The organism is Microcystis sp. CS-574, assembly GCF_028329095.1.
Lineage (GTDB): Bacteria > Cyanobacteriota > Cyanobacteriia > Cyanobacteriales > Microcystaceae > Microcystis > Microcystis ichthyoblabe_A.
Genome location: NZ_JAQMSY010000100.1, coordinates 1 through 12,770, shown reverse-complemented (window position 1 = coordinate 12,770; position 12,770 = coordinate 1). Strand labels below are relative to the sequence as shown.

General features: G+C 43.1%; 12 protein-coding genes. 10 read left to right on the top strand and 2 right to left on the bottom strand.

Annotated elements, in window-relative coordinates; translation table 11 throughout:
* The first annotated feature begins 627 nt into the window (after positions 1-627).
* The 5 genes from PN470_RS07985 (at position 628) to PN470_RS07970 (ending at position 4,083) form a co-directional block, all read left to right on the top strand.
* Positions 628-1,119, top strand: coding sequence for a lysozyme (locus PN470_RS07985; protein ID WP_016514703.1), 492 nt, complete (start codon positions 628-630; stop codon positions 1,117-1,119).
* 459 nt (positions 1,120-1,578) lie between these two features.
* A complete protein-coding gene (locus tag PN470_RS07980) occupies positions 1,579-2,157 on the top strand; it encodes a transposase (protein WP_271938624.1) in 579 nt (192 codons plus the stop codon).
* An 86-nt stretch (positions 2,158-2,243) separates the two neighbouring features.
* On the top strand, positions 2,244-2,429 hold the full coding sequence (locus PN470_RS22125; protein ID WP_334310428.1) for a hypothetical protein: 186 nt from the start codon (positions 2,244-2,246) through the stop codon (positions 2,427-2,429).
* 5 nt (positions 2,430-2,434) lie between these two features.
* A complete protein-coding gene (locus PN470_RS07975) occupies positions 2,435-2,857 on the top strand; it encodes a transposase (RefSeq protein WP_420372282.1) in 423 nt (140 codons plus the stop codon).
* Positions 2,858-3,699: 842 nt separating this feature from the next.
* Complete coding sequence (locus tag PN470_RS07970) at positions 3,700-4,083, top strand: DUF4346 domain-containing protein (RefSeq protein WP_002735883.1); 384 nt, start codon at positions 3,700-3,702, stop codon at positions 4,081-4,083.
* Between the two features lie 124 nt (positions 4,084-4,207).
* Here the strand turns inward: PN470_RS07970 and PN470_RS07965 are convergent, their stop codons facing one another.
* A complete protein-coding gene (locus tag PN470_RS07965) occupies positions 4,208-5,071 on the bottom strand; it encodes a branched-chain amino acid ABC transporter permease (RefSeq protein ID WP_002736961.1) in 864 nt (287 codons plus the stop codon).
* Positions 5,072-5,341: 270 nt separating this feature from the next.
* Here PN470_RS07965 and PN470_RS07960 point away from each other — a divergent pair, with 270 nt between their 5' ends.
* Together PN470_RS07960 and PN470_RS07955 are read left to right on the top strand one after the other, a co-directional pair.
* Positions 5,342-5,851 carry a pentapeptide repeat-containing protein gene (locus PN470_RS07960; protein ID WP_002738151.1) on the top strand — a complete coding sequence of 170 codons (510 nt, stop codon included), beginning with the start codon at positions 5,342-5,344 and terminating at the stop codon, positions 5,849-5,851.
* On the top strand, positions 5,848-6,975 hold the full coding sequence (locus tag PN470_RS07955) for a 5-(carboxyamino)imidazole ribonucleotide synthase (RefSeq protein ID WP_271938619.1): 1,128 nt from the start codon (positions 5,848-5,850) through the stop codon (positions 6,973-6,975). Before PN470_RS07960 ends, PN470_RS07955 begins: the two co-directional genes overlap by 4 nt.
* A gap of 329 nt (positions 6,976-7,304) precedes the next feature.
* Here the strand turns inward: PN470_RS07955 and PN470_RS07950 are convergent, their stop codons facing one another.
* Positions 7,305-8,243 (bottom strand): SGNH/GDSL hydrolase family protein, encoded by a 939-nt coding sequence (locus PN470_RS07950; RefSeq protein ID WP_103112064.1) that lies wholly within the window; start codon positions 8,241-8,243, stop codon positions 7,305-7,307.
* Positions 8,244-8,321: 78 nt separating this feature from the next.
* On the opposite strand from PN470_RS07950, the gene PN470_RS07945 reads away from it, so the two are divergent.
* The 3 genes from PN470_RS07945 to PN470_RS07935 all read left to right on the top strand — a co-directional run bounded on the left by PN470_RS07945 (position 8,322) and on the right by PN470_RS07935 (position 12,200).
* Complete coding sequence (locus PN470_RS07945) at positions 8,322-8,456, top strand: hypothetical protein (RefSeq protein ID WP_002736350.1); 135 nt, start codon at positions 8,322-8,324, stop codon at positions 8,454-8,456.
* A gap of 384 nt (positions 8,457-8,840) precedes the next feature.
* Positions 8,841-10,832 carry a DICT sensory domain-containing protein gene (locus PN470_RS07940; protein WP_271938616.1) on the top strand — a complete coding sequence of 664 codons (1,992 nt, stop codon included), beginning with the start codon at positions 8,841-8,843 and terminating at the stop codon, positions 10,830-10,832.
* Between the two features lie 162 nt (positions 10,833-10,994).
* The gene (locus tag PN470_RS07935; RefSeq protein WP_002736083.1) at positions 10,995-12,200 is read left to right on the top strand and encodes an argininosuccinate synthase; all 1,206 of its coding nucleotides are present in this window, start codon (positions 10,995-10,997) and stop codon (positions 12,198-12,200) included.
* Positions 12,201-12,770 lie beyond the last annotated feature (570 nt).

Below are 12,770 nucleotides of genomic sequence, written 5' to 3'. Positions count from 1 at the left end.
TGTCGATAGCCTTGAATACAGGTTCCTTGTAGGTTCAAAAATTTGTCAAGTATCATAAGTAAAATAATCTCGTTTTTGGCAATTATATCAAATCTTAACTCAATTGTCTATCTTTTGGCATTAACCTGTTTGTGCCTTAAGGCCTTCCCTGTATGAATTTCAGCTACTTTTGAGCTTAGGTACTCTCATCGAATTTTATTTTAAGTTAATTATTTGCATAACAATTTCCGAAGAGCCAGGGTTAATTGGCCCTGACAACGAATTGTACGAAAAAGAGTGATCGCCGATCGCGTAGGGTGCGCCCCACGCACCCACGCACCTTTTACTTTTTCAAAACACTTTAATCTAAATTGTGATGCGTTACGCTAACACATCCGGCTCTTCGTTACTTGGTATGGTTCGATAGGGGGGCATAAATCGACTAAATCCTTATCTGGCAAGGGATTTAATTGATTAGTTAGCTCTAGATCGAAAATAATTAACAAAAATCGCTAAATGCCTTTCTATATAAGGGTTCCATCCCTTATAACCCCCGTCCATTGCATAACACAAACCAAAGAGCCACACATCCTACCGTTACTAACAATCTCAAATCATTTTCTCCATCAATAAACAGGAGCAAAAGCCATGAAAATTAGCCAAAAAGGAATCGATCTCATTAAACACTTTGAAGGGGTAAAACTCAACGCTTACCAAGATACTGTTGGAGTATGGACAATTGGTTATGGCCATACCAAAGGTGTTCACGCAGGAATGACAATTACCGGATCAGAAGCCGAAAATCTTCTCGAACAAGACCTAGAAACCTTTGAAGCTGGAGTATCCAATCTGGTCAAAGTCCCCATTAACCAGGATCAATATGACGCATTAGTTTCGTTTGCCTTTAACTTAGGATTAGGAACTCTTGCAGGCTCTACCCTACTCCATAAACTTAACCTCAAGGATTATCAGGGTGCGGCAGAAGAATTTGGCAAATGGGTTCACGCAGGACACCAAGTTTTACCCGGTCTGGTTAGCCGTCGTAAAGCAGAAGAAGGGTTAGGGACTTGCGCTTTGATAATGTACCTTTTGGGCGAACGCAGTTCGCCCCTACATTGTGGACAAAATCCGTTACTGTAGGGGCGCAAGGCTTGCCATTGGTGTCAACTTAAGCAAGAAGCTTAATTATAAAAGGTAGCTGATTATCCAAGAGGAAGGAAGTAAAAAATGGTAAAATAGGGTGGGGAAGTCAGAGGTGGGTCAGTGAAAAAGCGCTCTAAGCAACGACCGAGAAAACAGGGGGTTCCAGATTTGCGGCGACCACATCAATGCCCAAGCCCAGAAATCCCACAAGTAATAGAAGAACTTAAAAAATACCTAGAGCCAAGATTATTTACGCCGCTAAAATATATGCGAGGAAATCATGAAAAAATCATGAGAGATAGATTATTAACCTTACCCGTGGTGGTCGCCTTATTGGTAAGCTTAGTCTATTGCCAGATAGCGGGATTAAGTGAAGCTGTAAGAGTCTGAAAAGAGGAAGGATTACTCTGGGTAGAACCTCTAAAAGTAAGTAAGCAAGCTGTATCCAAAAGATTGATGAGCTTACCTACGGAAATCTTTGTATTGCTGCTGAGAAATATTTTAGAAAAAAGAAAAGAAATGTCAGGTAAAATTAGCATAGCTGAGAAATGGCAAAAGGTGAGAGAAAAATTCAGTGTTATTTGGATAGCCGATGGCTCAACCCTAGAGCAGCTGAGGAAAAGCCTGAAAGCTTCCGAGAAGGAATCTGGGAAATTGGCTGGAAGAATAATGATGATTGTTGAGGCATTTACGCAAGTACCTGTGACAGTATGGTATCAGAAAAATGAGAAATGTAACGATAAAGTATGGGCAGAACAATTAATAAATGAGCTACCTACATCAGGCTTGCTAGTCGTTGACCTAGGCTTTTTTAGTTTTCCGTGGTTTGACCAATTTACTAAGGAAGGAAAATATTTTCTTACCCGCATGAGGGGGAAAACATCTTACCAAATAAAGCAAGTTTTGTCCGCAGGAAAACTTTACCGAGATGAGATTATTACCCTCGGTCAGTATCGCTCTAATCCTTGCCATTCGACCGTCAGATTAGTCTCAGTTGGCTCTTCTCGACTTTGTGTGATAATTTTTGCTTATTAAATCGTGAAATGTTTACTGGGAAAGACTTTTAGGACTATTTTGTTAAATAAACTATCAATATAGACCTCGTTTGGCTCTTCTCGACTTTGTGTGATAATTTTTGCTTATGGAATCGTGAAATGTTGACTGAGAAGGACTTTTACGACTATTTTGCCGAAGAAACTATCAGTATAGGCTTCGTTTCCACACATAAACCAGAAGAGCCCTCGTTTCCACACAGAAACCAGAAGAGCCCTCAGTTCTTTGGGGAAATACTTGGTATGATTATTTGACAAACGTGCTTGATTCTCAACAACTATCCGCTGAGGAAGTTTGTGATTTGTATAGAAGAAGATGGCAGATAGAAGAAGCTTTTCTCTTAACCAAGCGACTCTTAGGACTGGCCTATTTATGGGTTGGACACACTAACGGCGTACAAATCCAAATTCTCACTACCTTGATTTTCTATACTGTTCTCACTCAGATAGTTCAAGATGTGGCTGTCGCTCTCCATCAGCCGCAAGAAAAAATTTCTGTCGAGATGGTTTTTAGAAGCCTTTACTATGTAGCAAAGGCTTTCTGGAGGGGCGAAAACCCAGATGTAATCAGCTATTTAGCCGAACGCGCTCAACTTTTTGGACTGATTAAAGCTGAACGTCAGCGACATCGAGAGAAAGAGGCTCTCCATCGACAAATATGGGAACCTCTTCCCTTAAGTTGACACCAATGAATGCTTGCGCCCCTACAGTAACGGATTTTGTCCACAATGTAGGGGCGAACTGCGTTCGCCCAAAAGGTACATTATCAAAGCGCAAGTCCCTTAGCTGTCACCTTGATGGTGGTAGCTTTTTCTTTTTTTAGCCAATACAGCGCTTCTGTTCCCCCCTGAAAGGTTACGGTTATACCATTTCTCTAAATGAAAACTACACATCGAATTTAAATCCCCCTTTAAGTTCCCCTTTTTAAGGGGGATTTAGGGGGATTAAACTTCTGTAGTCAGACTTTGGAGAATTGGTATTAGGGGGTAATCCCGCCCTCCAGACGCTAAAATCCTATGATCTTGGCCATGAATTACTGTTAATTGGGCGATATTATCTGTCTCAAAATTTCTTGCTTCAGGGGGTTGGTTCGGTGGCGTTTCCGGGCAGTGCTATTCGTCTCGCAGCAGACAATCATACTAGCCCTTGGGTTACTCTACAAGTGTCCCTGTTTATGTTTTTCTGAGTTTATCCTCCTGTTGCCAGAGGAGAGGACAAGGATGATGGTATGTGATATAATTTGCTCTTGCTTTCAACTACATATTTAGGGCTTGCTGAATAATGGTAAAACCCTTTTAAAATAAGGCTTTTGACCTGTTAAAATCCAATGTTAGTGCAAGAATATAGGATTGGGACATTCAAAAACCTTGCATTATTCTTCTTGTAGTACATAGACTGGTACAAAAAAAGAAGGGCAACAAAGCCTGAAACGACCGGCTACTGACTCCTGACGACCGGCTACTGACTCCTAGCCCCACCAACAAACTTTTTCAGCAAACCCTATTTAAGTGATTTTGTCAAGAAAATGAGCGAATTAAAATCCCAAATCACCGCTATTGATCATCAACTTTCCAAACGTCCGATCGCTCTCGATCCCGCAGGATATTTTATTATTTATCTCGACCGAGAAGCTGGGTTAATCTGTGCCAAACATTACAGCAATATTATCAATGAAAAAGGTTTAGCCGTCGATCCAGAAACGGGAAAAGTTATCGGTGTTAGGCAAAAACTTGATCGCAATCCTGAGTCTATTTACACCGCGAGAACCGCCAAAGAATTAGCCGTCAAAGTGATCGAAGAAACCCAACCTTGTCCGATTACTATGTTCGATCATGCTGCTTATTTAGGTCGAGAATTTACCCGCGCTGAATACGCTTTAATCACCGGGGAAGAATATATTCAGGATTAAAGATTGGGCTTTTCAGTGTTGCCAAAGGCACGGCGTAGCCGTCCAGTAAACAGTAAACAGGGATAAAGATGAAGATAAATAAATAACTTAAAACTTACATCTGATAACTGATAACTGATAACTGTTAAACCGTGCCTTTAAATAAACCTTGAGGGCGGAATAATAACAGCAAGATCATAATTAATAAAGCCACGGCTAATTTATAATCAGAACCAATTAAGGGAACACTAATTTCTTGAGCAACACCAATAATTAAAGCTCCAGCAATCGCTCCGTAGGGATTACCAATACCACCTAAAATAACGGCCGCAAACATTGGTAAGATTAAAAACCAGCCCATATTGGGACGTACTCCCCCGGTAATTAACCCGAACATCCCTCCAGCTAAAGCAGTTAAAACTCCGGTAATTATCCATGTCCAGAAGACAACCCATTCGACGTTAATTCCAGTTACTCTAGCTAAATCGTTGCTGTCAGCTACGGCACGCATCGCCTTACCGATCTTAGTTTTTTGTAATAAAAAATGGAGGGCAATAATAACTATAATTGCCAAACCAATAACTAACAAGCGATCGAAAGCTACTTTAATCCCCAAAATTTCTGTAGCGGTCATCACAGGGAGATCGTAGCGTTGATTACTGCCGCCCCAGATCATTAAAATACCATTGCGAAGAAATAAAGCCAAACCGATCGAAATAATAATTAAAGTGGTAGAGTCAGCCCGTCGATCGCGCATAGGTTTCCATAATAATCTCTCGGCAATGAGCATGGCAATAGCTGTCACCGCTGCCCCCACCGGCATCGCTAACCAGAGATTAATCCCTTGAGCATTTACCAGCCAAGTTATGTAAGCACCTAAAGTCATAAAATCGCCGTGGGCAAAATTAGACAGACGCAAAATGCCACAGGTAAGGGTTAACCCGACAGCAGCCAGAGCAATAATACTACCGACGGCTAAACCATTGAATAAAAGTTGCGGTGTATCCATCAAACCTCTTGTATAAATCAGAAATTGTCCTTAGAAATAGAAGTCAGGAGAGAGAAAATTAATTAACTTTTGTCTTTTACCTTATTTAGCTGAAAGCTGAGGGCCTGTGGCTTAAATATTTTTGTTTAGACCAAATTGCATGACAGTATAAGCTCAGACAGCTATTATAAAGGTTTGTGTGCCAGCAATTTCTCGCGGCCAGCGGAAAGCTGACGGCTGATGACTTACTGCTATAAAATCAAGAATGCCCACTGATGGAATTTTCCGCCAATGAAGACTATCTTTCGATTAGCGATCGCTTTTTTTGCCTTACTATTTATCCTCTCTCCTGTCAATGCCTTAGCGGCCAGTTCTGCTGCTGTCACAGGAGCCAATGCCAGTTATGAAAACCAGAATCTGACAGGAAAGGATTTTTCGGGACAAAATTTGCAATCTGCCCAATTTACTAACGTTAATCTGCAAGATTCTAACTTTAGCTCTGCCGATTTGCGCGGGGCAGTGTTTAACGGAGCCTCTATCATCGAAGGCAACTTTCATGGAGCGGACTTAACCAATGGGTTAGCCTATCTGAGTACCTTTAAAAATTCCGATTTAAGCGATGCCATTTTTTCCGAAGCGATCATGCTGCGCACCATTTTCGAGGGAGTCAATATCAACGGTGCTGATTTTAGTTTTGCCGTGCTTGACGCTCAACAAATCAAAAATCTCTGTGAAAGAGCCGAGGGTGTCAACTCAAAAACCGGCATCTCTACCCCGGAATCTTTAGGATGTGATCAATGATGCAAACAAGGGTTGGTGTTATTGGTGGTGGACAATTAGCATGGATGATGGCACAGGAAGCCAAGAAATTAGGCATTTCTCTAATTGTACAAACACCACACCCCGACGATCCCGCCGTTGCTTTAGCTGACGGGGTTGTCTTTGCGGAAATAGCTGACGCGGAAGGCACAAAAAAACTAGCTCAACATTGTGATCTGATCACGTTTGAAAATGAGTTTGTTAATTTAGATGCCCTAGAAGAATTAGCGGCCACAGGAGTGAAATTCTATCCTAGTTTGGCAAATCTGCGCCCCCTATTGGATAAATACGAGCAAAGATGTTATTTACGCTCCCTAGGGTTGCCTGTGCCTGATTTTTGGGCGATAGATAATTTATCCCAATTAGAAAATTATCCTTTTCCGCTAGTGCTGAAAGCACGACGACACGGTTATGATGGTCAGGGAACCTTTATTATCCGCACTCCTGAAGAATTAAACGCCAAAAAGCCGCAATTAGAGCGTCTTGACTTGATGTTAGAAGCTTATATTCCCTACGAGCGCGAATTAGCCATCGTTGCCGCTAGGGGATTAACCGGGGAAATCGTCACCTATCCCGTGGTGGAAACCTATCAAGAGGAGCAAGTCTGTCACTGGGTAATCGCTCCCGCCGCTCTTAACCAATCTTTACAGGCTCAAACCGAACCTATCGCCCATCATCTGTTAAGTAGTTTGTCGGCGGTGGGTGTTTTCGGGATCGAGTTATTTGTCACTCCGCAGGGGGAGGTATTGATTAATGAAATCGCTCCCCGTACCCATAATTCGGGTCATTACAGCCTTTCTGCCTGTCTTACCTCCCAATTTTCCCTACAACTGCAAGCAGTGGCTAATTTGCCCCTCGGAGCCACGGATTTAAAATCTGCCGGGGCAGTCATGGTTAATCTATTGGGTTTTGAGGATAGTGACGGTGATTATGGGGAAAAAAGAGCAGTTTTAGCGGCAATTCCAGACGCTCACCTTTTTTGGTATGGTAAAAAGTCCCGTCCCGGTCGAAAATTAGGCCATGTCACCCTCTTAAGGGATACAAGCGATCGCTCTGAGTTATTGGCCCTAGCAAAACAGATAGAAAAGCTTTGGTATGGTTGTTAGGGAAGTGGGGTGTATTTTCAGTGAACAGTAAACAGTGAACCGATAACTGATAACTGATAACTGATAAGTAGCTGGTTAAGTACCTAAGCAAAATTAATTACACATATCTAACCCCGCTCTTGCCTTTTGCCTTTTGCCTCTTGCCTATCTTCACTAGGAAATTAATTTTGCACGACTACTTATAATTATATTAAAAATGTATTTGAGGTTCGATCCCCCCTGCCCCCCTTGATAAGGGGGGTGCCGATAGGCGGGGGGATATGAAAGTTTTTAATACCTACCTACTTAACTGATAACTGATAACTGATAACTTTTTCAGTAAACCCTAATTAAAAGACTTTTTTGATTGCCTCGGCCAGTTTTTGACTAATTAACTCGTTACCGTCTCGACTAAGATGAATATTATCGCGATAGAGGGAATCAGGATTAGGATTGGCCTGAAAAATGGGCAGAAAATCTAGATAAAAAATCTGCTGGTTGCTGGTGAAATCTGCTAGTCTTTGACGGGCTTTTAATTCATAATCTCGCCCCTGTTTTTGAGCTTCGCGAATGAGGGGAGTAATAGCGATAATTAAACGGGCTTGATTAGCCTGAGCAAGGGCTTGAATTTGGGCAAGAGCGGTTAAATTATTGCCCACTCGATCGCCTCCTTCTTGCACTGGTGACAGGGGAGGATAACGCTTAAAATATCGATCGTATAATTCGATTAAAGCTAAAGCCGGCCGGCGAGCGGGATAATTAATTTCTCGTCCCACCACCGCCGAACTAGGAGCTAAAGCGAACAGATCATCGGTGTTCATTAATAACACAATCACCTGAGATTCAAAGGTGCCGAAACGTCGCAGATAGGCCAATTGATTGCGCGGTCCCCACGAATTAGCCGAAGCATTGAGAACTTGCACCGAACCTGTCAGATTTTGTCCTAAATTTTTGGTGATTAAAGCAGAAATGGTCTCTTTTTGATCTGTCCACCAGGAGCCATTAGCGATCGAATCACCGATTAACATTATTCTCGTCGTCTCTGGGGGCCTTTGGGGTGTAATCGGATCGCTCCGCATCGAATACTGATTAACGGCGATAAAATTGGAAAACCGGCGCGTTTGTTGATTAGGAGCCAAAAGATAGCCAATTTCGGCATCGGCTTTGTAAATAAGCGGATTACCGAACCCGAAGACAATTCTTAAAATAGCCTCAAGGAGAAGGCCAAGAAGGAAAAGAACGCCTAGAATGATTAAAGACAGCCGAATGATACCAATTTCTAATAACACGGATAGATGAGAGTTCGCTAATTTATGATCCGAAAGTGTCTCATACCTTATCCATCTCATGAAAAGGAGTTAAAAGCAATGTCAGACTTAAATCGTGGCATCATGAAATTCGAGGGAGCCGATAAACCGGCAGTAGTGGCGATATCGTCGATTATCGTTATCGGTAGTATTATTGCTCTGATCCTTTGGGCAATGAAAGTCGCCTACATCTAGTTAGGGTTTGCGGCAAAAAGTTTCTCGTGGGGGCAGGGTGTGGGGTGTAGGGTGTGGGGTTTTACCGATTTTGAGGTAGTCAGTTACCTAATTTTCAGGGAAAAAGTACCTGAATTTTCCCCCCGATCTCCGCAACGGCTGGCACTTTTTGATTTCTCAAAAGTCTAAAAGTCTTACCCAACAAGGTTTTTAGATTTATTCAGCAACCTCTAGTTAACTAGAATAATTTCCCTCACTTTTTGGCATCACTCGGTTTAAATTTCTTGCGATCACGACACGATCTCACCTCTTGTCCCCTTGAGCCTGTAGGATAGGGTCAAGGGAGAAATTGCTAGTTCCCTCTATTGCGCTTGCTAGTCACACTCGACTCGAAACAGATCATCGATGAGCAGATCAACTTCTGTTTTAACAGAACTGTTGCAGTTACTCCCCCAATGGCGATCGCAGATGTACTTCAAAGCATCCCTGACCGCGCTATCCCACGCCATGGAGGATCAGGTTTTAGCGGAAGACGATCAACCGTTAGTGATTGCCAGTTTTCAGCGTGAGCGCTTTTATCGTCAAGAGGCCCATCGCTACCGACGCATTGCCCACAAAAGCGGGCAAGTTTATGTTTTGTCAGCCCCAGAAACCGATTTTAAGCATAGTTCCGACGTTTGCGAGACGATCGCTTTTCAACCGGACGACAGTTTAGCCCAAGAATGGCATCTAGTGGTTATCAGTCGCCATTATGCTAGTTGTTTAATCTGTCGGGAGCGAACCCATCTGGTAGCCGAAGGGGAAAATAGGGCAGCTATGGATAATAATCGCCGTTTTGAGGGGATTTGGACGAGTGATCGCCATGTGAGTCAACAGGCCGCCCAAATTCTCTTAAATCATATTCTCGATTATCGTCCCGAACTGGCGGACAAAATTAGGCGCGCTCAAGAAGAATACCTGATCTGTGAACTGACGGATAGGGATCATCAAGAGGAACCGGATCCCTTTGTCCAGCGATTGGTCACTTATTTGCAAGCGGGACAGTATAAACTGCTGAAAGCCAATCGTTCCCTGGCATCGAAAGAACACAAAGAAAGACTGATCAACTCGGTGACAGCGGCGATCCGTCGTTCCCTCGATCCGGAAGATATCCTCCAGGTGGCAGTGCGGAAATTGGGGGAGGGATTGGGAGTCTGTCGCTGCGTGGTCTATCGTTGTAAGGAAGCCGACATTAACGCCACCATCGAACACGAATTTTTAAACTCCGGCATTAGTTCCATCAAAGGACAAAAATGGCCTCTGAAAAATAATCCTCTTTTTCAGGAAGCGCTGGAATTGAGAGAATCCCTGAAAATTGAAGACGCTATTCACGATCCCCGTCTCCCCGGGGATTCCATTCAAAATCTGGTGCGGGAATGTTCCATCTATTCCTGGTTATTAGTACCGATTTTTTACCAAAGTCGTCTCTTGGGAATGTTGGAACTGCATCACTGTGGACCCTATACCACCACTTGGAAAAGCGAGGATGTCGCCCTGGTGGACGCGGTGGCCACTCAAATCGGAGTCGCCCTCATTCAAGCAGAAGCCTACGCTAATTTACAGGATTTAAATGAACAATTAGCCGCCCTCGATCGCACTCGTTCTAATTTAGTCGCCATTACCGGCCACGAATTACGCACCCCCCTGTCCACCATTCAAGTCTGTCTAGAAAGTTTGGCCTCGGAACCGGATATGCCGGCGGAAATGCGCCAAATTATGCTTGATACTGCCCTGAAAGATGCGGAACGAATGCGTAAATTAATCCAAGATTTTTTAACTCTTTCCAGGTTAGAAAGTGGCCGGGTTAATTGGAATCCTGAAGCTTTATCCTTATCGGAATGTGTAGAATTAGCCATCAGTCACGTTCACTCCCGCAATCTCGACAACGAAAATCCAAAAATTAGCAATCTTGTCCCCCCTAATCTGCCCTTTGTTTTAGCCGATGGCGAGTGGTTAGTGGAATTACTCTCCAAACTTCTCGATAATGCCTGTAAGTTTACCGGACGGGAGGGAAATGTCTCGATCGAAGTCGCTTTGGGAAAACCAAAAACTCTAGAAGTGACGATTTCTGACACCGGACGCGGGATCGAACCCAATCTTTTAGAACAGGTTTTCGATCGCTTTTACCAAGAGGAGGGGGCCCTGCGACGCAGTGCTGGGGGAACCGGTTTAGGACTGGCTATCTGTCGTCAGATCGTTAATGGTTGGGGCGGCGAAATTTGGGCAGAATCGAGGGGCAAAAATAACGGCAGTCAGTTTCATTTTACTATTCCAATATTTAAAGATAAAACTAACGATAATCCCCCAAATACCGCTCCGAAAAAATCCCCCCGTCGTGCTGCCAGTAAACGTAAATAGCGGCCGGTTGCCTGTTTAGTTTTGGCTCTTTGCTCGTGACTTACTATTCCTTTTCTTCATCAAAAACTAAACAAAAAAGCATTAAAAAAGAAGCATCCAATCCCCAAGATATATAATAAACTTAAAAGAGTAATCAATTAGTCGTTTTTAGGTGAAAAAATTATGGGACGCGCCAAGAGAGTGGTTTTAGCTTATTCCGGAGGAGTCGATACTTCCGTCTGTATTCCCTATCTCAAACAGGAATGGGGAGTAGAAGAAGTGATTACCCTAGCCGCCGATTTAGGACAGGGAGACGAATTAGGACCAATTCAAGAAAAGGCTCTGCGCTGCGGAGCGATCGAATCCTTAGTGGTCAATGCTCAGGAAGAATTCGTCAAAGAATACGCTTTTCCCTCAATTCAAGCTAATGCTCTCTACGAAAATCGTTATCCCCTTTCTACCGCCCTGGCTCGTCCTTTAATCGCTAAATTATTAGTAGAGGCCGCCGAGAAATACGGGGCCGATGCCGTCGCTCACGGTTGCACTGGCAAAGGTAACGATCAAGTGCGTTTTGATGTGGGCATTATGACCCTTAATCCTAGTTTAAAAGTTCTCGCTCCCGCCCGGGAATGGGGCATGAGCCGGGAAGAAACCATCGCCTACGGGGAAAAATTCGGGATCGAGTCCCCTGTGAAAAAATCCTCGCCTTTTAGTATCGATCGTAACCTGTTGGGGCGCAGTATTGAAGCCGGTCCCTTGGAAGATCCGATGACGGAACCCCCGGAAGAAATCTATCTAATGACCAAAGCGATCGCCGATACTCCCAACGAGCCGGAATACGTCGATATTGGTTTTAATCAGGGTATTCCTGTCAGTTTAAACGGAGAAAATCTCGATTCTGTCACGCTAATTAGTCAATTAAATGACCTAGTGGGTAAACACGGTGTTGGTCGTTTAGATATGATCGAAAACCGGGTAGTGGGAATTAAATCGCGAGAAATTTACGAGGCCCCGGCTTTATTAGTTTTAATTGATGCTCACCGGGACTTAGAAAGTTTAACTTTAACTGGAGATGTTACCCAATATAAACGGGGAATTGAAGATACCTACGGACAGTTAATTTATAAAGGATTGTGGTACAGTCCCTTAAAGGAAGCGATCGATGCTTTTATCCTCAAAACCCAAGAACAGGTAACGGGATCGGTGCGAGTGAAACTGTTTAAAGGTAACGCTAAAGTGGTCGGTCGTCAGTCAGTCAATTCTATCTATTCTCCCGATTTAGCTACCTACGGAGCCGAGGATCAGTTTGATCATAAAGCTGCCGAAGGTTTCATCTATGTTTGGGGATTACCCAGCAAAGTTTGGGCCGAAAAAACTAGAGGAAAGTAATCAACAATCCTCTGCTAATACCGTTAATAATTATTATTGTAGGAGCGAAGGCAATTCGTCCCTACAATAATATACATCTTGCATAATTTTTTTATGGTATAATGGAAATCTTGGTTCTCCGGTTTGTGTTATGCAATGGACTGGGGTTATAAGGGATGGAACCCTTATGTAGAAAGGCATTTGGCGATTTTTGTCAATTGTTTTTTATCTAGAGCGAACTCATCAATTAAGTCTCTTGCCAGAGAAGGATTTAGTCAATTTATGCCCCCCTATCGAACCATAACAAGTAACGAAGAGCCGAAATCTTTACCTTTTTTAGCGTTTGAGATGCTCTCACCCCGATGTACCAATTAACTAATTTTCCCCAAAAAATTAGTTAACCCAGCATTATAACATATAATTAATTTGCAAGAGTTCTAATGCTTTCTGGGAAAATGTACTGGAATTATTAATTAGTTGGCGGGTTAGTATGGAAATAAATAACATCCTAGAAACTGAGGATAGAGAGGTGTTTATGACTTTATCTCAAACCTATCAGGAATGGAAGGAAGCAACTAAACGGGAAGGACG

What these genes read in the sequence shown, in the direction of transcription:
- PN470_RS07985 (WP_016514703.1), top strand. Translation starts at nt 628, where the DNA reads ATGAAAATTAGCCAAAAAGGAATCGATCTCATTAAACACTTTGAAGGG.
- PN470_RS07980 (WP_271938624.1), top strand. Translation starts at nt 1,579, where the DNA reads ATGAGCTTACCTACGGAAATCTTTGTATTGCTGCTGAGAAATATTTTA.
- PN470_RS07970 (WP_002735883.1), top strand. Translation starts at nt 3,700, where the DNA reads ATGAGCGAATTAAAATCCCAAATCACCGCTATTGATCATCAACTTTCC.
- PN470_RS07965 (WP_002736961.1), bottom strand. Translation starts at nt 5,071, where the DNA reads ATGGATACACCGCAACTTTTATTCAATGGTTTAGCCGTCGGTAGTATT.
- PN470_RS07960 (WP_002738151.1), top strand. Translation starts at nt 5,342, where the DNA reads ATGAAGACTATCTTTCGATTAGCGATCGCTTTTTTTGCCTTACTATTT.
- PN470_RS07955 (WP_271938619.1), top strand. Translation starts at nt 5,848, where the DNA reads ATGATGCAAACAAGGGTTGGTGTTATTGGTGGTGGACAATTAGCATGG.
- PN470_RS07945 (WP_002736350.1), top strand. Translation starts at nt 8,322, where the DNA reads ATGTCAGACTTAAATCGTGGCATCATGAAATTCGAGGGAGCCGATAAA.
- PN470_RS07940 (WP_271938616.1), top strand. Translation starts at nt 8,841, where the DNA reads ATGAGCAGATCAACTTCTGTTTTAACAGAACTGTTGCAGTTACTCCCC.
- PN470_RS07935 (WP_002736083.1), top strand. Translation starts at nt 10,995, where the DNA reads ATGGGACGCGCCAAGAGAGTGGTTTTAGCTTATTCCGGAGGAGTCGAT.